Below are 19,716 nucleotides of genomic sequence, written 5' to 3' on the forward strand. Positions count from 1 at the left end.
ACCCCCGCCTCTTGCGGTCAATATCCCCCCTGTCGTTGCCGTGAACGCCAAGGTCTTCTGAGGAGTTTTTGATGCCTGCTCTTTCTTCTGATCAGATTATGCAGCTTACGGCGTTGCGCCAGACGCTGCACCGCCGCCCCGAACTTTCGGGCGAAGAGGCCGCAACGGCAGAGCGGATCGCCTCTGAGCTGACCCTGCTGGGTGCAGATCGGATCTGGCAGGGCCTTGGTGGCCATGGCGTCGCGGCTGAGTTCACCGGGGCTGCGGCAGGTCCCACCGTGCTGCTGCGGTGCGAACTCGACGGGCTGCCGATCCGTGAACTTTCGACCTTGCCATATAAATCCGAAATAGAGGGGCGCGGACATCTGTGCGGGCACGACGGGCACATGGTTTCGCTTCTTGGGGTTGGCATGCGGCTGGCGCGCCATCGTCCCGCCGCCGGGCGCGTCATTCTGCTGTTTCAACCCGCCGAAGAAACAGGCGCTGGCGCCAAGGCCGTTATCGAAGATCCGCGCTGGCCCGAGATACGTCCAGACTATGCCTTTGCCTATCACAATGTTCCTGGTCGCCCGCTTGGCGAAATCGGCCTGCGGGCGGGGCCGGGCAACTGTGCGTCGCGCGGTATGCAGATTCTGCTGGAGGGCAAAAGCTCTCATGCGGCAGCCCCCGAAGATGGGGTTTCACCCGCCAATGCAATGGCCGATCTGATGGTTACTCTGCCCGGGCTTAGCCAGGGGGTGACCAGCGATGCCGATTTCGCGCTCAGCACTCTGACCCATGCAAACCTTGGTGAACCCGCTTTTGGGATATCGCCCGCAGAAGGGGAGCTGCGCGTGACGCTGCGCTCGATGACGAACGAACGGATGGATGGGCTGATCGCCGAGGCGCTGCAGTTGGTTGCAGACAAGAGCGCCAATCTGAAGGTCCAGACCCGCTGGCATGATATCTTTCGGGCCGTCGTGAATGATGAAGAGGCCACGGCAGTCGCGCGGCGCGGCGCGCAGGCTCTGGGTCAGACCTGCCTGGAGATGGCGGCACCGATGCGCTGGTCAGAGGACTTTGGCCGTTTCGGGGAAGACGGTGCCAAGGCGGCCCTGCTGTATGTCGGTGCGGGGGAGGCGCAGCCGCAGCTTCACAACCCGGACTACGATTTCCCAGACGCCTTGCTTCCGGTTGTGACCGACCTATTTTGCTGCGTCATTGATGACCTTCTTAGACCCGTGCAGAGTTGAAAATCATGGAAACCCGACCCGCCTCTTGGTGTACCATTCACACGGATCGTATTTCGAAGAACCTTGAACTTGCTCTTGATCTCGTCCCAAAGGGGAGACGTTTTTGTGCGGTGCTGAAGGCCGATGCCTACGGGCATGGCATTTCGCAGGTTGTGCCGCTTGTCCGCGAACAGGGTGTCACCTGCATCGGGATCACCACCAATGCCGAGGCACGGGCGGTGCGTCAGGCGGGGTTCGACGGCTCTGTTATTCGTCTTAGGGCTGCGGCCCCTCAGGAAATCGAGGGCGCGCTGGAGGATCGGGTCGAAGAGCAGGTTGCCACGCGTCAGGCGGCACAACTGATCCTCAACCATCTGGAGACTGGACGGTATAGGACCTGCGTGCATCTAGCCCTGAATTCAGCAGGCATGTCGCGGGATGCGCTTGAAATCTCGACAGAGGTGGGTGAGGCCGAATGCAGTGATATCCTGGCCACCCTGGGCGACAACATTGGCGGGATCTGTACGCATTTTCCATCAAACGACCCGCTGCAATTGCAGCAAAGTGACGCCCTGTTCCAGCAACAGGTGTCGTGGGTCTTTGAAAACAGTGATCTGAACCGCGCCGATGTCTTGGTGCATGCGGGCAGTTCGCTGACGCTGATCTCAGAGACGGAAGTCTCCACCGACATGTATCGCTGCGGTGCCATACTATATGGGATTCTCAAGCCCGAACTGGGCTTTCGCAGCACGATGGATCTTGAGGCGCGCGTGGTGAGCCTGCAAGACTACCCGGCGGGGTCAACCGTTGGGTATGATAGAGATTACCGGATCGAGAGCAGCCGCCGTCTGGCCTGTATCGCGATCGGGTATGAGAATGGGTTCAGGCGCAATTCAAACAATGGCAATGTGGTTGTCGCAGGGGATTTTCTGGCGCCGGTGGTTGGGAAAATCTCTATGAATGCGATTGTTGCTGATGTCACCGGGGCCGACAGTATTCAGATTGGGGATACCGTCAGCGTCTTTGGTGGCCCGGGGGCTGCTCCGATCCGGCAGTTCACGGTCGAAGGCCAGTTTTGTACAATCATGGCCGATCTATATACCGACTGGGGGCGACGCAATTACCGCGTTTATTGCAGGTCCTAATGCGGGCGCGTGCACCATGCGATCTGGTGGCGCAAAACCGTTTGTCGACATAGCAGGCACAAGGTACTAAAAGGCACCTCCAATAGGGGGGGAACCGTCATGCCTCGTGAAGGCTGCTGCGATCTGGATGTGTCGCTTGCGTCGGACAGGGGCGGGCGGTCTGGCATCGCTCTGCCCCGGCCTGTTAGACACGAGACCTTTCAGAAGCGGCTAGCCAACGCCCGCTATAAAATCAGATGCGCCCGTCCCAACCCAGTGAACAGATAGAACATATGATCGAGAACGATCTTTGGCTCGCCTGAGCTAGTACAAAACCATGAAAGGATGGCCTAAGTGACAGACCCGATCTCTCCGTCGCCCGTGTGCTCGATCATTTGCACCACATATAACCACGAGGCATTCTCGCGGGCGGCGCTCGAGTCGATATTCCAGCAGGACTACGACCACATTGAGATCGTGGTCGTCGATGACGGCTCGACGGACGGAAATGCGGAGGTGTTGGAAAATACGCTTGCACAGTCCCCCTATCCTTTCCGGCTAATCCTGCAAGACAATACCGGCAATGTCCCGTTAAACGTCAATAGAGGGATTGAGGCCGCGACAGGTGAGTACTTCTCGTTTCTGTCATTGGACGATCTGTTACTGCCGGATGCCATTTCCTCCAAGATGCAGATAATCAAGCACAATCCCAAAGTCGTCCTGGTCGCGAATACCGAGAACATGGAAATCGACAATGCCGGAGAGGTGACCTGCGAGAGCTTTACATCGCAGCTTTACCGCCAGACCTATGCATCGGCGCAGGAACTGCTAGAAGTCGAGTACGAGAATTTGGGTACATTTTATGTACAGGCTTCTGTCGTGAAGGCAGACATCGTAAGAGCAATCGGAGGAATGGATCCGGATATCTCAGGTGACGACATCATCCTGCGCACCAAGATTTTCATGTTCATGATAGAACATCCCGACCTTGGATTTGAACTCGTTCACCGACCCGGCATGAAGTACCGCAAACACGGCAATAACCAGCATCTGAATACCTGGAATCAGATCAAAACGATTGTCGATTGGCGAGACCGCTATTTCCCCGATAGGTCGTTTCCAGAGCTGGCACACGCCTGGATCCTTCACTTTGTTGACCAGTCTCTTAGGACTGGAAACAGAAAGGCAGTGAAACACGCGTTGCAGTACAGTCCGATTCTGACAGAGATTATTGGTGGGTATAGCCGAACCTGGAAGTACCGAAGAAGAAATGCAAAATCCATGTTGAAAAGCTTAATCAGGTTCCGTCCTCGTTTTTGATTGCTCTGCGCGACGACCGCCGGGCCGTTCCGATAGCTAGGTCAGCTGACTGTGATACTCTTCGATACTCGGCCAGCTCTTCTGTACGTGCCGAACCCGGATCGTTCCTGACGTTCTTCATACCAGGCCGCCTTACAAAAAGCAGATCGGTTCGGGCGAGCGTCCGCTGAAATGCCTTTCGATCATTCGTCCTCACGCCCGACGAATGCTGTCGCACAGTTTTCGTGACACAGTCCAAGGTGCTTTTTCTGTGAGTAGGCTTGACCAAAAGGTTCCCAAACCCGGTGCAATTCGGTGCCATTTTAAAGGGTTTGTTGCCCCAGCGGAAAAAAATCAAAATCGGGTTTTTTCGCCTTGTAACCCCCATGCTTTCTTGGCTATACGCGTCAACGGAGACGTGGCCGAGTGGTCGAAGGCGCTCCCCTGCTAAGGGAGTAGGCCCGGAAGGGTCTCGAGGGTTCGAATCCCTTCGTCTCCGCCATTACCATTGATATCATTGGGGAAATTTGGCAAATTTGACCGCTACCCCACATAATACCCCACAAAGAATAACCGCTTGGAATAGCTGGGCATTTGCGCATTTTGAGTTAAGTCGTGCACGCTCAAAACCAGCTGTACGGGCGGCATTAACCCTTTCAACAAGCGCAATGAGTGCTTTCATTCAAAAAAACGCTCTCGGTCCTCTGCACTAAGTAAGTGTGCGAACTTCTCGACAAAATCTATGTTTGCTTGATCCTCGCACGACCCAATCTCCGACCGCTTGCGCTGATAAGTCCGCCACCACATGCCTTTGGGTTTTTGTGCAATCCAGTTTGCGGCTCCGGGTTCGCCGCCCAGCGCCATGCGCAGTTTATTGGCGCGCCGCAGCATACGGTCGTAGCGTGGCTCTGACTGGCTTGTATACGCTACATTATGACAGTGACGGCAAAGGAAGTAGCAACCTCCTGCAAACAGCTTACCTACGCGCCTTCCGCAGTTCTGGCCGTTGACGATGCCGGGACAAAGGAAGAAGGGCCTCTGACCACCGAAATTGCAATCCACCTGGCTGATGTTCACTGGCTGCGTTACCGGCTCCCAATCGCCGCCACGCAATCGAACCCGATAATCCAACACAATGCGCCCTTGTTCGGCCCGCATTCCAATTTTCGACAGCACCTCACCATTGCGAGACCACTGCCAGTTGCCGCGCCAACCTTCTGACAGGCAACCCTCGCGGTGCATCAGGTTTACATCCAGCGAGCGGCAGTTCTCGGCTTTTTGCTTATAGCCGGTTCGCCCAGATCCATATCCCCCCACTAAAACAGCCTCCAACTTTTTCCGAAATCTATAGGCAATTTCGTTTTACTTGCACTCAATGAATGTCGTGAACTTGGTGGCTTGCTCTGCGATAGCAACAGGCGCAGCCACGTCTCTGGAGAGGCTCAATTCGGGGTCCACACCGTTTTGTGCCAGAAATAGCTTAGCAATCTCTCCTCTTATGGCAAAGTTCACATTTTGCGGCATATCTCCGAGCGACCCAGCGACCTTTACAGCATCCAGCTTTGAAACAACGACGCCCACAACGTTTCCGCTAGGACCAAGTAACGGCCCACCTGAGTTTCCACTTTGAACAGGGGCAGTAACTTGCATTGTTGTTGCGTTTCCGCCCAACCCTTTCAGCGAAGAAACCGAACCCCGCGTGACATTTAGTCCACCTAGCAGTCCCCCATATGGGTAGCCGACTACTGTGACGTCCGAATTCAGTTTAGCGGGAAACGCCGAAAAGATGGCGACAGCCTCCTCAACGGGTGTGTCCGCCTTCAAAATGGCCAAGTCAAACTCTTGGGAAGAGTCGATCAGGCGAGCGGGACCGCCATCAACTAGAATTTCGTTACACCCTTCAATCACATGCGCATTGGTTAGGATGTGACCCTCTTGGGAGACAACGAAACCTGACCCAGCAGAACCGTTTGTTTCCGCCCCTTGATCTGCTCGGCTTACGTTTTGAGAGGTCTCGCCTTGCTGCTTTCGAGTTTCCGCTTCAACGACCTCCAGAGTACCTCTTATCGCTTTTTCCAAGTTACCGTTGGGAGTAATTGTTAGCTGGCTTGCCCTACCCCTTGTGAGGCTGGAAGCAACGGCATTTAGGGTTGATGCATCATAGCTCCTAGCCGACAGCATAACTGTGGACCAAGACCCATTGATGAAATTGGAGCGCGCATACAGCAGGGAACCATCAGATTTTGTAACCGAAGAAATAGCCAAACTGCTTTTGCGCACGGAATACGGCGCTGAGGAGCGGGCATGTGCTCCCATTGTAAAGTCATGGACACGCTGGGCCGTAGCTTGGCTGTGTATTCCCATAGAAATAGACAAACTACTGCCGCTATGACGCAGGTTTGTGAAGTTAGCCGACGGCGGATCTGTGACCAATGTCCTTAAGGGGACCAACACCGACATTTCTAAGCCGGGATAAAACTGCATATCCCAGCCGTCACGTTCAAAGCGGTCAAAGAACCCAAGCGCAAGAGCCGCGATATGCCACTCCTCTGAGGCAGAGTTGAACTCCTTCCGCGAATACCTTGCCATGGCTTCGCGGCTTAATCGGCCCCAATCCCCATCAAGCAATCCGAGATAATGCCCCTCAAAAGCCAAGGCGGCTTGCAAAAACCGCTTATCCTCTCGCGTAAGCTCACTAGCCCTGAAATCTTGAAGAAGGTGCTCATAGTTCTGCGCCAGAGCAGACGTAGCGGAGACTAGGGGCAGTATCCCCAACAGAAACGCGCACAATAGCTTTTTCATAATCTCCACCTCACTAATCCCCTCATCGTGCCATATTGCGATACCCTCTGGCAAACGAAGTGCCGCCTTTTTACGGATGGTGGGCGAGCTTCTCTTGGAGGCGCTTCGCCAAGGCTGGAGCGGTCAGAGGTTTTCATCTAGCCAAGAAATGAAAGCGTGAAAAAGCACATAGAAGGCCACGGCCACCTCTACGCTCCCAAACTCACCACCAACTAAATAGAGATATGTAAACACACCACCCCCTGGTTAGATGTATATATGTCCTGATTTTTGGGCACCGAAAATATTGGGAAAATCACCCTCGCGTCACAAGCTTTAGGACAGTATCTCCGCCGGTTTTGGCATTCTCGGCTGCGGCAGCACTACCTTTGTGACGGGCTTGCACTGTTTTTGTGCGGGGCTTTTTCTTCCACTTGATGAATGACCTTGTTGCGGGTTTTCCATCTGCTGTAGCCACCTCCTCTAAAGCCCAAAGCGCAGCCAACCCAATCCCAGCCGTGCCAAGGTGCGATGCTTGGGTCATGCGAATGAAGCCGCGCTCTTCCAATTCTCTAAAGTAAGGCCCAACCGTGTTGCGATGCACGTTTATGGCTTTTGCAGCGTCTCGATGGCTTAAGAAGATCCGCCCATTGTTACTACCGTTGTAGCGTCGCTTCAGTTCAACATAGAGCGCTCTTGGCCCTGGCTTCAAACTTGCCCATGCTTCCGTGGATTGTAGGTGTTCTGAAAGCTGGAGGTGGCGACCGCCACCCCGCTTTCTGGATTTGTAGAACTTGGACATTAGCCTTGCCCCCGGCCAGCATGGCTCAAACCCGCCCGCATAAGGCGGGCAAGCTCATTGCGAAATTCATCGGGCAAGTTTGACTGGCGTAGGGCGGTCATTGGCGACCCTCCCCATCAAGATGGGCTTCAATCGGTTTTGCCACGGACGGGAAAATGCACAGCGTCATCATGCTGTGCTGCCACTGTCAGAAAGGCGTTCAACGCGTCCATCCAAGAAATAGACGCCGAATTTGGCTCTATCCGTGGCAGCATCATTTTCATACATTTCCTTGATGATCGGCACGCAGTATTCATGGCGCAGGATGCAAACGCGGTCAGATACCCGCACTGGGCTTGCACAAAAGACGGGACTTGCAATCAAGGCGTCAAGAATGATGCGGTTCCCCTTTGCGACTGTGATCGTATGGGTGTCGCCATTTTTGTCAGTGACTTTATAGCGCGCCTTTTTTGTCTCGCTTGGCAAGTCACGCCAAGCTTTGACGCGCAATGCGTTTGCGGGTGGCCGGATGGTCTTAGAAGTGGTTGTCATGAGTTCTGTTTCCTTCATTGAAAACAAAACGGGACGGGGGTATCCTGCACTTGTCAAAGCTATGCCGAATAGAGCCGCTGCCCGTTCAAAAGGTGGCGGTTTTTCGTTATGCGGCGTTTGCCTTGGCTTCTTCCCAAGCCTCGATATCCGAAAGCTTCCAGCGTGTGCAGCCGGGCGTCAGGCGGATCGGTTTGGGAAAAGTCGGGTCAGTCTTGAGCCAGCGGCGCGGGGTCAGGTGATGGACCCCGTAACGTGCGCCGATTTGGCGGTCTGTGAGGTATGTGGCTGGCATGTGATGCACTCCAACTGGTTGCGTTGGATTGCATATTGAGCCGTAAGATTTACCGCTGAATAGCTGGGTGGGTTACGAAAACCTACCCAGCCGAAATCACCAAACCTACCCACTTAGCTTTATTGCTAAGTCCATTTCTTCCGTGGGCGTGTGCCAAAACGCTTAGAAACAAGGGGCTGTTGAGGGGGGGAGGGATACAGACAACGGGTGGGTAGCTTAACCACCGGACTTCGGCGCGCCGCCGCTTTTGTTCCAGTTTACGAGGGTGACAATTCTTTCTTTCGCTGCGCCCGAAAGCGCATCGTCGCCCTGCCACGCATCAGGGTTTTCCTCAATCCACGCTTCAATTGCGGCCTTTATGCCACCGCTAAATTTCCGTTTCGGTAGGAGTGCTTGCCAAACCGTAACCGCGAAATCTAACTCAGCAGAAAAATGTTCATGTTCTCGATTGCGGAATGCGTCGCTATCATCCTTAGTATCAGGAAAAAAGAAAAATGGTCTTCGGCCCAGTTTCCGCATCCAGTCCTTAAATTCATCAACTTTGATGGTGCTGCGTTCCCAATCAGGTTCTTTAACGAAATAGAACGTTCGCATCCCCCCGTAAGTTGGGATCTCAAAATTTGAGGAAACTTGCGCGTCTGACTTGATCAGAAAATCATAGCTAATACTGTCTTCACCACCTTCTGACGGGACATCGAAATCTCGATCCCCATATGTCATTGTCGGGATCGTTCGTGCATGGTGGGCAAATTCGCATGATAAATCACCCCGTAGGGCTGCCGAAGTTACCGCGCGAAAGATAGGCACAAACGCGTTTGATTGAAGATAGTTTTGGGTGCTATTTGAAGTGCCAATTTTGTGGAAGTCGCCTTCCCTCAACCGTCCTGGCACCGATGGTTCATAAACACTAGGGTTCAGTCCAGCGGCAAGCATCGAAGCGTCAAAAACCGAAAGATGCTCGCACCACCTCCAATGCTCCAACTCGTAATGAAAATCTTCCCAATCTCCGTAGTTCACCCAATCCTCACAATCTCAGCACGGCCTCGCGCCGCGCCTGCCAAATACTCTGCCCAATCGCCCATCATTTTGAGCCGCTTTTCAATCATGTCACCGCGCCGATAGGACGCCTCCACCGCATTGCTGATCCGGTGTGCCAGCGCGACCTCAGCCATGTCGCCGGGATAGTTTGTGCGTTCTGCCACCCAATCGCGAAACGTGCTGCGCAGCCCATGCGGCACCGCCGGGCGCTTTGACGCGCGATCCACAAACCCCGCGCCACCCGCCTCAATATCCGCCTTATGCATACGTTTCATTGCCGCTGATAAGGTCATATCTGACAACTGCCCGCCGCGTGCCGCCGGAAATATGAGCGGATTGTCTGACAGCCGGGGCAGCGCTTGCAACAGTGCCACAGCCTCCGCCGGAAGCGGAACGCGGTGCTCTTTCTTCATCTTCATCCGAGACGCAGGGATGATCCATAAAGCCTGTTCAAAGTTAATTTCATCCCACCGTGCGCCACGTATCTCCTTTGACCGAAGTGCTGTCAGCGCCAAAAACTCCAGCGCACGCGCGCCAAACCCTTCGCGTGTCCTAAGGGCAGCAAACCAACGTGGTGCATCTTCAATCTGAATTGCAGGCTGGTTTTCCTCCGGTGCCACCTTGGAAGGCGCGGGCAAGAGTTCTTTCAGGTTGCCAGCCCAGCGCGCCGGATTGTCGCCCGTGCGATGCCCCGCCACCGTTGCCCATGACAGCACCGCCTCGACCCGACCCCGAAGGCGTGAAGCCGTTTCGGTCTTCTCCATCCAGATGGGTTGCAGCACGCGCAAAACGTCTTGCACGGTGATATCTTGCACCAGCATCTTACCCAACTCAGGTTTGGCATAGGTCTCAAGAGTGTTTCGCCATTGCTGGCGATGCTTGGGGTTGCTGAAGGCATCCAGTTTGGCGGCAAGGTACTTATCCGTCGCATCGGCAAATGTCAGGCCACGGCGCTGGGCGGTTGCCAGCGCCGCCTTTGCGGCCTTGCGTTCTTCGATGGGATCAACACCCTGGCTAATCAATTCGCGCGCCTCGCGGGCCTTTTGGCGGGCCAGTGATAGTGTAACAGCCGGAAAACCGCCCAGACCGATATCACGGCGAGCTTCGCCAATCTTGGCGCGCAGCACCCAAGAGCGGCCACGCTTGGGGGTCAACTGCAAATGTAGGCCGGGAACACCACCGACAGAAACCAAGACATTTCGATTCCCACCGGGATGGGTAAGACGCTTCACGTCTAAGGCTGAAAGCTCATCTGTAATCTTTGGCAACTTTACACCCCACAACCTACCCCACATAAATAGTGTAATTGGATGTATTCGATTGTGCAAGATTGCATGGCCAGTGATGCAGGATTTCGAAATAAGTTCTTTTCTTACAACAGATTAGATATCTGATTGCACACGATTACTTACGCATCATGGCGGGCTTCGTCTCCGCCATCATATCTTTTTGTTGGCAGTGAATTGGTCGCCTCTGGCGGCCTTTTTCGTTTTTAATCATCCGCTTATGCGCCCCATTCTTTCCGTCGGATTTCTTTCGATCTAGCTCATATGCTTTCCTTGAGTGGGGTGAAATATGGTGTGTTGTATGGCGGCACTCACTAGGAAGCAGACTAAAAGGCGGCTGTATTCGCGCCAGACATCAGGGCGACAGCAAGACCGCTAGCGCCAGCCGCGACAGGGTTGGTTTGCCGCGCCAGCTTGTCATTGCGGTCAAGGCGTAGCCGGCAAACATGACGGCGGCGAAGTCAAAGACCATTTCATATGCGTGCCAAGCGACCAAGCTGCCCAGCGGAGACTTGGGGATTTTAAATCCTGTGTCCCAGTTGGCCAGCGCGACGGCTACAATTGCCCAGGCGCCGCCCGTCAGAAACAGGGCGCGGTGTGGCGCTGACATCGGCTTGCCGCTGTCGCAGTCACACTGGCGCGGCCATGGCGATGCGACGATAGCCTGCCGCGCCATGATAGAAGCCGTTGCTCAGGCCTGTATCGCCGCTCAGTTCTGCCAGCTGGCTATCGGCCTCAGCCATTGGTATCTTGCCGTCCAGCACATCGCGGAATAGTTGTGCGACGGCAACCATATCGACCGCCTGCGGCATCAGACGCAGATGGGTGACCCCCTCTGACACCAGACGCGTAGTTTCGGGCAGAAGATCGATATAGCTCTCGGATTGGGTCTGAATACCGTTTACCCGCAGGATTGGCTGATCGTCACGTGTGCGCAGCGGCATCCCGTCGGCGTCCTCTTCGCAGACGAACTGGCAGTTGTCCTTGGTGCGGCCATGGGCGCGGGCGTGGTAGCAGCGCGCCGAAACCGCAAGCGAGGCGCGGCCAAAGGCCTGGACTTCCACGCCGAGACCAAGATGGCGCGCGGCCTGCGCGGCGGCGGCGATGGCCGGGGCAGGCATTTCGCTGGGCAGGCAGATATGGGTCGCCCCCTGCCGGGCCATCCATGCGATTGTCGCTTCGTTATAGGCGTTCATGAAGGGCCCGATCCGGTGCGGGCGTTTGCCCCGCGCAAACAGGCCCGCCGCGTTGTTGATCTCGATTTCGGGCACCTCCATCGCAGCCAGATCCTCGGTTGCCTTGCGCTCTCGCTTCAGCATTACCTCGGCCAGGGTCGAGAGGATCACCAGCTTGCCAGCCCTCTGCAGCCGCTCGATCGTCGCGGGCAGGTCGGGTTCGTGGAAGGGGGCGCGCTTGGAGCAGATCACTTCGCCGAGATAGACCTCGTCCACCGGGGCCTCGTCAGCGATGCGGGCATAGAAATCTCGGCGCATCTCGGCGGACCAGTGATAGGCGACGGGGCCGAGCGTCAATTTTGTCATCAGGGTTATCTCCATTTCTTCGTCTCGAAGGCGCCCTGGGTCTGTTTCTGCCCCTCGGTCAGCGCGACCAGGTCGGCGATATTCGCCTCACGTCCTGCCTTGATGTCGTCCACCGCAGCCCGAAAGGCCCGCACCACACCGCGGACATAGCTTTTGGAACGCTGTCGCCCCTCAATCTTGAAGGCATGCACCCCTGCCTCGATCAGTTCGGGCAAGAGCCGCGAGAGGTTCAGGCTTACCGGTTCCTCAAAGGCGTAGTAGCCTTGGGGCCGGTTGGGGGCGGTATAGCGCCCCTTGCAGATTGTCGGGTAGCCTGCCTTTTCGTCCGGGCCAAACTGGTCGATGGTGAAACCCGCAAGCTGCGAGGCCATCGAGCCATCGGCGTGGCGGGCATATTCGACGTCGGACGCGGGCGAGCAGACCCCATCCATGTTGGTCGATTGCCCCGTCAGATAGTTGGTCAGGCTGCACCGGCCCTCTACCATCAGTCCATGATTGCCAAAGATGAAGGTTTCGATCTCACAGGGGATTTCCCCGCGGATCTGGCGGATTTCCGGGATCGTCAGGATACGGGGCAGCACCACGCGCTTGACGCCAAAACTCTCGCAGTAGTACCGGATTGCCTCGGGGCTGGAGGCGGCGGCCTGGACTGACAGGTGCAGGCGGACCTGTGGATGGGTGCGGGCGATGTAGTCGGCCACCCCCATGTCCGCGACGATAAAGGCATCGACCCCCAGCCGCGCCCCGGTGTCGGCGGCCTGGCGCCACAGATCGACCTTGCCTGCAGGCGGATAGGTATTCAGCGCCAACAGGACCTTGGTGCGCTTTGCATGCGCATAGCTGACAGAGGCGGCAAGTTCGTCGGGGGTGAAATTCAACCCCGGAAAATTGCGCGCGTTTGTGGCGTCCTGGAACCCGCAATAGACGGCATCGGCACCGGCATCGACAGCCGTGCGCAGGGCGGCAGGGGTTCCAGCCGGGCAGATCAGTTCAGCAAGGCTCATGGGTTTTCTTCTTCTGTGCTGGTGTTGAGATAGGCCCGCCTGAACCGGGCCAGGATCGCCCGGCCTGGCGGGCCGAACATTCCGGCGGTTTCCTCGGCCAGCGAGTCCTCCATATCGTCGAGCGCATTCCTGAGCCGTACCACCGCTTCGGTATCGCCCGAAACCTCCAGATCGCGCGAGAAGAAGGCCGCGTCGCCGTCCTCTTCGGCATCGACCAGTTCCAGCAGCAGCAGGAAACGGCCCCGGATCACCGCGCCTGCCTGCGGTGCCGCATGGCGGGGCACGGCGCGGAACACCAGCGCCTGCGGGTCCGGGCGCAGATGCAGCGCGAAGGGCAGTTCCACCGGATCGATCAGGAAGTCTGTTGTCTGGTGCGGCCCAAGCCGTGCAAAGAGTGAAGAATGCTTCTTTGCGATCCGGCGCACGATACGCGACAGGATCGGCTGAAGTGCCAGGCAGGACAAACGCGCCACCGCCCCTTCGCCGGGCCGCGACGGCCGCGGCGTTTCGCTGATCATGCTCAATTTCGATCCTTTCGTTCGGCAGTCATGCCTGCGTTCCGAGGCGCGGGAACAGCACCTCGTTCTCGAGGTAAATATGCTCGTCCAGATCTTCGGCCAGCTTGCCGAGCCCGTGATAAAGGCGCCGCCAACTCCGGCAGGCGTTGAGGGGCAGCCGGAAGCCATGGGTGATCGCCGCGATCTGGTTCAGCGCTGCCTCATGCGCGTCATGGGCGCTGCGCAGGCCGGGAATGGCCGCCGTTGCAAGCCCGGCAGCCCCGGTGCGGGCGGCGGGAAAGATGATCTCTTCCTCTTCGTGCATATGTGCCTCAAGCTCTGCAATCATCACCTCAAGCGCATGGGTGAGGCCATGTGGCGTGTTGGGGTCTGTGGCATGGGTGGTCTCGACCTTGCGGGCAAGCCTGATCAGATCCGGGAATTCTCTTCGGTGCGTATCGTGATAGCGGGTGCGGATATGTGAGATCAGTGCCTCGGTCTGGACGTCTGTCAGGGCATCAGTTGCAGGGTCGTGCATTCACAGCTCCTCTGTCTGGGTCGTATCGGGGGCGATAGCCCTGCGGCACCAGGCAAGGATCGTGTCTTCTTCCGGGGGCAGGTGGGGGTACAGGGCACCGGTTTCCTGCGGGGCTTGGCGGGCAGAGAGATCGTTCATCGCAGGCTCTTTCTAGGGCTGGGTGCCCGGCCTTGCATGCGCCGCGGCGAATTGGTAGTTAGGATGCGCATACCACCCGCTGAATAGGCATATCAATTACCAAATCAGGACTGCGACCTTGCGCCTCACCTCTTTCACCGATTTTGGCTTGCGTGTGTTGATGCGGATGGCGGGTGACCCCGACCGGCCGTTCACCACGGCTGAACTGGCCGACGAATTCCGTGTCTCTCGCAATCATCTGGCCAAGGTGATCTCGGCTCTTGCGGGGGCGGGGTATCTGCAAACCCGCCGGGGCGGTGGCGGCGGCGCAACCCTTGCGCATCCTGCCGAAGATATTCGGCTGGGGGATGTGATTGCCCGTCTTGAGGCCGATCAGGCTCTGGTGGAATGTTTCGCAGTCAGTGGCAACGCCTGTACCCTGACGCCGCATTGCCGATTGAAGGCGCGGCTTGCCCAGGCCGAAGCAGCCTTTGTTGCCGATCTGAACCGGGGCACGCTTGCCGATTGCATCTACCGCCCAGAAAACGCCTGACACACCGCCAGTGCCATCACGATTCAGATAGCTTCGCGGGGGCCGTTGCTGGGTCGGCACGTTGGCTGTGGTGCAAGCGTCGTGCTTGGAATGTCTTCTGTTTGATCCTTTCCCTTTGTTGCAGCATTTCTGTATCGAGAGCCCTTAGAACCCACGCCTCGATGTTCTGGCGCTCCTCCCTATGCATCTAAGCATGCGGAAAGAGTCATCTTCCATAGGCTCAGTGGCGGCTTCGTGTCCGTTCATGCTGTATTTTCTCACCAGGCGGGTGCCGCACCATCCCGTATCCCCATCGCTGAGCAATAGCGCGCCAGGCCATCCTCGTGGTTCCGGCTGTCGCTATTTGGCAGGATGTGTTTGAGAGCCGTCACGTGTAATCGGTAAATTTGTGTACAACACGAAATGAATCACTTGCGTTTATAGTGAATTGTGCCAGTAATTCCTATCAAACACCAAATCATCACTGGTGTTGTACACATCATGAAATTCTATGTTCGAAAGGACACCTCATTGGCCCCAGGAAACGCCCCGTTCAGCCGTGCTGAATATACCCGCCGAATTGCCAAGACCCGCGCTGCCATGCAGCAGGCGGGGATCGAGCTGCTTTTTGTCACTGATCCGTCAAATCAGGCCTGGCTGACTGGCTATGACGGGTGGTCATTTTATGTGCATCAGGGGGTCCTGCTGGGGCTGGAGGGAGAGCCGATCTGGTGGGGGCGCCATATGGACAGTATTGGTGCCGGGCGCACCTGCTGGATGGGGGCGGACCAGATCTTTGGCTATGGCGACCATTATGTGCAGTCAACCCAGTGTCACCCGATGCAGGATCTGGCTGAACATATCACCCGGCTGGGCTTTGCCGGGGCGCGAATTGGCGTCGAGATGGAGAATTACTACTACTCTGCCAAGGCGCATATGGTGCTGGCCGAGGCCTTGCCGCAGGCGCATCTTCTGGATGCCACTGCATTGGTCAACTGGCAGCGCCTGGTAAAATCCGACGACGAGATCGATTTTATCCGCAAGGCGGCGCGCATCACGGGAAAGGTCATGTCTACCGCGATCGACCGGGCCGAGCCTGGCCTGCGCAAGAATGATCTGGTGGCGGATATCTATCATGCCGGCATCACCGGGGTTGATGATCTCTGGGGTGACTATCCGGCGATTGTGCCGCTGACGCCGTCGGGGCTGGATGCCACCGCTGCCCATCTGACTTGGGATGGTGCCCCGATGCGAGAGGGGGAAGCCACCTTTTTTGAGCTGTCCGGCTGCTACCGTCGCTATCATGCGCCGCTATCCCGGACGGTCTATCTGGGCAAACCCCCACAAGAGGTGCTGGATGCCGAGGCAGCCCAGCTGGAAGGAATTTCTGCCGGGCTAGAGGCGGCGCGGGCGGGAAATCGCACCTGTGACATTGCCAATGCCTTTGTCGGCGTGCTGAAAAGTCATGGCATCCACCGGGAAGGGCGCTGCGGTTATCCTATCGGTCTCAGCTATCCGCCAGACTGGGGCGAGCGCAGCGCGTCTATCCGTAGCGAGGATGAAACCGTGCTAGAGCCGGGGATGGTGTTCCACTTCATGCCCGCGCTCTGGATGGATACCTGGGGATTGGAAACCACCGAGACCATCTTGATCACCGAAACCGGATCGGCCGAGCCGCTGTGCAACATCGAGCGTAAGCTCTTCGTCAAGGACTGATGCGATGGAGCTGCATGCCCGCACACGGGAAATTCTCAATGATCTGATTGCCTTTCCCTCGGTCTCGAGCGAGAGCAATCAGGCGCTGATCACCTATGCAGCAGGCCTGCTGGACGATTGTGGTGCCAAGATCGATTTCACCACCTCGCCCTGTGGTCGCAAGGCCAATCTCTTTGCGACCCTTGGCCCAGAAGTCGACGGTGGGATTTTGCTGTCGGGGCACAGCGATGTGGTGCCGGTCACGGATCAGGACTGGAGCAGCGACCCCTTCAATATGGAGGAGCGCGACGGGCGGCTTTATGGGCGCGGCAGCTGCGACATGAAGGGGTTTATCGCGGCGACCCTGGCCATGGCGCCGATCTATGCGACCCAGGTCAATGCCCGGCCAATCCACTTTGCCTTTACCTACGACGAGGAAGTCGGCTGTTTGGGCGCGCAGCATCTTGCCGAAGATCTGGCAGCGCGCGGGATACTGCCCGGCGTTGCCATCATCGGAGAACCAACCGAGATGCGGGTGATCGAGGGGCACAAAGGCTGCTATGAGTATAGCACCCATTTCCATGGCCTGCCTGGGCACGGCTCTGCCCCCGACCTTGGCGTCAACGCGGTGGAATATGCAGTGCGCTATGTGTCAGAACTGTTGCAGCTGAAACAGCGCCTGCGCGGCATGGCCCCTGTTGGCAGCCGATTTGATCCGCCTTGGACGACGGTAAATGTGGGGGCGATGCAGGGTGGTGTGGCCTATAATGTGATCGCCCCAAAGGCACAGGTCGATTGGGAAATGCGCCCGGTCTGCGCCCGTGACGCGGATTTTGTCAAAACCGCGCTGCGCCGCCTCTGCGAAGAAGAGCTCTTACCAGAGATGCGCCAGATCTATCCCGAGGCGGATATCACGGTGGAAACCATTGGCGAAGTGGCAGGGCTGGAGCCTATGGCCGAGAATGAGGCCCGCCGTATCATGTCCGAACTCACCGGGGCCAATGGGGCCGATCTGGTCGCCTTTGGGACCGAGGCCGGCATTTTCCAGGCTATGGGCATGGATGTGGTGGTCTGTGGCCCAGGTTCAATCAATCAGGCGCATAAGGCGGATGAGTATCTATCCCTGGATCAGCTGGATCAATGCCTATCCGTGCTACAGAAACTTGGGGGATATCTTTAGGTGACCCAGCCTCCTTCGACGCAAGAGGCATTGGCAGATGAGGGGCTGACGGTGCGGGATCGTCATGCCCTGATGCACCATGAAATCCGTCAGCGGATTTGCCTGCTCGATTATCTGCCGGGGATGCGCCTTTCCGAGGCAGCCCTGGCGGAAGAATTCGGCACCAGCCGCACGCCGATTCGCCGGGTTCTGGCCCGGCTCGAGGATGAGGGTCTGGTGCAGTCCTTCCACGGGGTGGGGACGCTGGTGACCGATGCGGATTTTGATGCGCTGGAACAGGTCTACCGACTACGGGTGGAGCTGACGGCCATGACCGGGCGGCTGGATCCGGTGCCGCCGGATTTCGGATATATTGCCCGTTTTGATCAATTGGTCCTGCGTGGCGCGGCCATTGTACAAAGTGGCACGGCACGGGCCTTTACCCAGTTTGACATCGATGTATTTCTAACCCTGCAAGAGCTGACAGCCAATCAGCCGCTGCGCCAGACGCTGGAGCGGCTGTATTTTCAGACCAAGCGGCTCTGGCTGAGGGCGGCAGAGGAAGCGCAGCTGGATCTGGAAGAGGAGTTCAAGATCTTCCAACATCAGCTGGAGGCCATCCAATGCGCCTTGAAGTCGGGCGATGTCGAAGCGGTGGCGCATATTCAGCGCGCGCATATTTCTATGAGTTTTAACCGGTTACAGCAAAAGGCCCGCTGAAGCGCTGCACCCTTCGTGCGGGATTTATCGCGCTGCCTGCGTTGGGGGCAGGCCGTTGCAATCCTGCGCATTTCTGCATCGCAGCTGCCAGTCTTTTTCCCGGCGTTCTGCGCTGGCGCTGGCAGATTTCCTGCCAGTAAGACAGGCTGTAAGACAGGCTGTATTTTAGGGTTTAATATTTTAACCTTGAAACAAAAGCAGGATGCCGCTTACAGTTTCTTCAAAATCTGCCCGCGATAGACTGCGGGGCCCCTGTCCGGCCAAGGCTCCGCCAGAGAGCGCGCGGAATGGGGCAAGAATAACTGGCGCCGCCCGTCGGATGCGGGAATAGTAACGCCATGCACCTGCGGCCAACGCGGGGCGAAAACCTGAAGTACTATGGGAGTATGTAAGACATGAAAATTCTAAAATCACTTGCAGTGGCAACGGCTGTGTCGACGCTGGCCCTGGCGGCCCAGGCCGAGACCAAGATCGGCATGATTACCACCCTGTCCGGCGGCGGTGCCGGGCTGGGCGTGGATGTGCGCGATGGCTTTATGCTGGCGATTGAAGCCGCAGGCCGCGACGATGTCGAGGTGGTGATTGAGGACGACCAGCGCAAACCAGAAAGCGCGGTACAGATCGCCGACCGCATGATCCAGTCTGAAAAGGTGGATATCATGACCGGCATCATCTGGTCGAACCTGGCGATGGCCGTGGTGCCAGCAGCAACGGCGCAGGATGTGTTCTATCTCTCGCCCAATGCCGGGCCTTCGGCGCTGGCTGGCAAGCGCTGCCACAAGAACTATTTCAACGTCGCCTGGCAGAACGATAACCTGCACGAAGCGGCAGGGGCCTATGCCAATGATGCCGACCTGAAAAACAGCTTTATCCTGGCGCCGAACTATCCGGCGGGCAAGGATGCGCTGACCGGCTACAAGCGGATGTATGGCGGGGAACTGGCGGGTGAAATCTACACCAAGCTGGGCCAGACCGACTACGCTGCCGAGATTGCGCAGATCCGGGCATCGGGTGCCGATTCAGTTTATTTCTTCCTGCCCGGTGGCATGGGGATTTCCTTCCTCAAGCAATATGCCGACAGCGGCGTGGACCTGCCGGTTGTTGGCCCGGCCTTTAGCTTTGATCAGGGTATCCTGCAGGCGGTTGGGGCCGCGGCGCTGGGCATCAAGAACACCTCGCAGTGGAACAAGGATATCGACAATGCGGCCAATGTGGCCTTTGTTGCTGACTTCCAGGCCAAATACGGCCGTTTGCCGTCGCTTTATGCCAGCCAGGGGTTTGATACTGCCAATCTGATCCTCAGTGCGCTGGACAAGGCCGATGTCAAGGACCAGGACGCCTTCCGCGCGGCCCTGGAAGCGGCTGATTTTGACTCCGTGCGTGGTGACTTCAAATTTGGCAACAACCACCACCCGGTGCAAAACATCTATGTGCGCGAAGTGATCCAGGAAGGCGATGTCTTTACCAACAAGATCATTGCCACTGGCCTGACCGATCACGCGGATGCCTACGCATCCGAGTGCAATATGTAATAGACCTTGAACGGTGG

At 57.2% G+C, this 19,716-nt stretch carries 21 protein-coding genes and 1 tRNA gene; 9 read left to right on the top strand and 13 right to left on the bottom strand.

All coding sequences use genetic code 11. The annotated features are described in order from the left end of the window. Positions 1 to 71 precede the first annotated feature (71 nt). The 4 genes from ACN0VH_RS11755 (at position 72) to ACN0VH_RS11770 (ending at position 4,136) form a co-directional block, all read left to right on the top strand. Positions 72 to 1,232 carry an amidohydrolase gene (locus ACN0VH_RS11755; RefSeq protein WP_417700676.1) on the top strand — a complete coding sequence of 387 codons (1,161 nt, stop codon included), beginning with the start codon at positions 72 to 74 and terminating at the stop codon, positions 1,230 to 1,232. Between the two features lie 5 nt (positions 1,233 to 1,237). Further along, complete coding sequence (locus tag ACN0VH_RS11760) at positions 1,238 to 2,356, top strand: alanine racemase (protein WP_417700677.1); 1,119 nt, start codon at positions 1,238 to 1,240, stop codon at positions 2,354 to 2,356. Between the two features lie 333 nt (positions 2,357 to 2,689). Next, positions 2,690 to 3,655, top strand: a complete 966-nt coding sequence (locus tag ACN0VH_RS11765) for a glycosyltransferase family A protein (protein WP_417700678.1) — start codon at positions 2,690 to 2,692, stop codon at positions 3,653 to 3,655. 391 nt (positions 3,656 to 4,046) lie between these two features. After that, a tRNA-Ser gene (locus ACN0VH_RS11770) sits at positions 4,047 to 4,136 on the top strand. A gap of 176 nt (positions 4,137 to 4,312) precedes the next feature. Here the strand turns inward: ACN0VH_RS11770 and ACN0VH_RS11775 are convergent. The 13 genes from ACN0VH_RS11775 to ACN0VH_RS11835 form a co-directional block, all read right to left on the bottom strand. Continuing rightward, entirely contained in the window at positions 4,313 to 4,966 is a 654-nt protein-coding gene (locus ACN0VH_RS11775) for a hypothetical protein (RefSeq protein WP_417700679.1), read from the bottom strand. A gap of 30 nt (positions 4,967 to 4,996) precedes the next feature. Next, positions 4,997 to 6,436, bottom strand: a complete 1,440-nt coding sequence (locus ACN0VH_RS11780; RefSeq protein WP_417700680.1) for a S1C family serine protease — start codon at positions 6,434 to 6,436, stop codon at positions 4,997 to 4,999. Between the two features lie 295 nt (positions 6,437 to 6,731). Further along, positions 6,732 to 7,217, bottom strand: a complete 486-nt coding sequence (locus ACN0VH_RS11785; protein WP_417700681.1) for a hypothetical protein — start codon at positions 7,215 to 7,217, stop codon at positions 6,732 to 6,734. 168 nt (positions 7,218 to 7,385) lie between these two features. Further along, positions 7,386 to 7,775: a hypothetical protein gene (locus tag ACN0VH_RS11790; protein ID WP_417700682.1), complete on the bottom strand. Its 390-nt coding sequence runs from the start codon at positions 7,773 to 7,775 to the stop codon at positions 7,386 to 7,388. A 79-nt stretch (positions 7,776 to 7,854) separates the two neighbouring features. Beyond that, complete coding sequence (locus ACN0VH_RS11795; protein ID WP_417700683.1) at positions 7,855 to 8,040, bottom strand: helix-turn-helix transcriptional regulator; 186 nt, start codon at positions 8,038 to 8,040, stop codon at positions 7,855 to 7,857. 216 nt (positions 8,041 to 8,256) lie between these two features. After that, positions 8,257 to 9,057, bottom strand: a complete 801-nt coding sequence (locus ACN0VH_RS11800) for a hypothetical protein (protein ID WP_417700684.1) — start codon at positions 9,055 to 9,057, stop codon at positions 8,257 to 8,259. Next, on the bottom strand, positions 9,054 to 10,346 hold the full coding sequence (locus ACN0VH_RS11805) for a tyrosine-type recombinase/integrase (RefSeq protein WP_417700685.1): 1,293 nt from the start codon (positions 10,344 to 10,346) through the stop codon (positions 9,054 to 9,056). The genes ACN0VH_RS11800 and ACN0VH_RS11805 overlap by 4 nt, the downstream gene beginning before the upstream one ends. A 373-nt stretch (positions 10,347 to 10,719) precedes the next feature. After that, the gene (locus tag ACN0VH_RS11810; RefSeq protein ID WP_417700686.1) at positions 10,720 to 10,974 is read right to left on the bottom strand and encodes an NnrS family protein; all 255 of its coding nucleotides are present in this window, start codon (positions 10,972 to 10,974) and stop codon (positions 10,720 to 10,722) included. Positions 10,975 to 10,993: 19 nt separating this feature from the next. Next, complete coding sequence (gene ubiV / locus ACN0VH_RS11815) at positions 10,994 to 11,905, bottom strand: ubiquinone anaerobic biosynthesis protein UbiV (RefSeq protein WP_417700687.1); 912 nt, start codon at positions 11,903 to 11,905, stop codon at positions 10,994 to 10,996. A gap of 5 nt (positions 11,906 to 11,910) precedes the next feature. Beyond that, entirely contained in the window at positions 11,911 to 12,909 is a 999-nt protein-coding gene (ubiU, locus tag ACN0VH_RS11820) for a ubiquinone anaerobic biosynthesis protein UbiU (RefSeq protein ID WP_278923691.1), read from the bottom strand. Continuing rightward, positions 12,906 to 13,427 carry a ubiquinone anaerobic biosynthesis accessory factor UbiT gene (gene ubiT / locus ACN0VH_RS11825; RefSeq protein ID WP_278923711.1) on the bottom strand — a complete coding sequence of 174 codons (522 nt, stop codon included), beginning with the start codon at positions 13,425 to 13,427 and terminating at the stop codon, positions 12,906 to 12,908. The genes ubiU and ubiT overlap by 4 nt, the downstream gene beginning before the upstream one ends. Positions 13,428 to 13,455: 28 nt before the next feature. Beyond that, positions 13,456 to 13,944, bottom strand: coding sequence for a hemerythrin domain-containing protein (locus ACN0VH_RS11830; protein ID WP_417700688.1), 489 nt, complete (start codon positions 13,942 to 13,944; stop codon positions 13,456 to 13,458). Continuing rightward, a complete protein-coding gene (locus ACN0VH_RS11835) occupies positions 13,945 to 14,082 on the bottom strand; it encodes a hypothetical protein (protein WP_417700689.1) in 138 nt (45 codons plus the stop codon). Between the two features lie 118 nt (positions 14,083 to 14,200). Between ACN0VH_RS11835 and ACN0VH_RS11840 the strand changes: the two genes are divergently transcribed. The 5 genes from ACN0VH_RS11840 (at position 14,201) to ACN0VH_RS11860 (ending at position 19,699) form a co-directional block, all read left to right on the top strand. Beyond that, positions 14,201 to 14,614, top strand: coding sequence for an Rrf2 family transcriptional regulator (locus ACN0VH_RS11840; protein ID WP_278923688.1), 414 nt, complete (start codon positions 14,201 to 14,203; stop codon positions 14,612 to 14,614). Between the two features lie 510 nt (positions 14,615 to 15,124). Continuing rightward, positions 15,125 to 16,309, top strand: a complete 1,185-nt coding sequence (locus tag ACN0VH_RS11845; protein WP_278923687.1) for a M24 family metallopeptidase — start codon at positions 15,125 to 15,127, stop codon at positions 16,307 to 16,309. 4 nt (positions 16,310 to 16,313) lie between these two features. Then, positions 16,314 to 17,468 carry an acetylornithine deacetylase gene (argE, locus tag ACN0VH_RS11850; protein ID WP_278923686.1) on the top strand — a complete coding sequence of 385 codons (1,155 nt, stop codon included), beginning with the start codon at positions 16,314 to 16,316 and terminating at the stop codon, positions 17,466 to 17,468. Next, positions 17,469 to 18,167, top strand: a complete 699-nt coding sequence (locus ACN0VH_RS11855; protein WP_278923685.1) for a GntR family transcriptional regulator — start codon at positions 17,469 to 17,471, stop codon at positions 18,165 to 18,167. Between the two features lie 395 nt (positions 18,168 to 18,562). Continuing rightward, positions 18,563 to 19,699, top strand: coding sequence for an ABC transporter substrate-binding protein (locus ACN0VH_RS11860; RefSeq protein WP_417700690.1), 1,137 nt, complete (start codon positions 18,563 to 18,565; stop codon positions 19,697 to 19,699). The last annotated feature ends 17 nt before the right edge of the window (positions 19,700 to 19,716 follow it).

Origin of the sequence: Pseudophaeobacter sp. (assembly GCF_048267565.1) — a bacterium.
GTDB classification, from domain to species: domain Bacteria; phylum Pseudomonadota; class Alphaproteobacteria; order Rhodobacterales; family Rhodobacteraceae; genus Pseudophaeobacter; species Pseudophaeobacter profundi.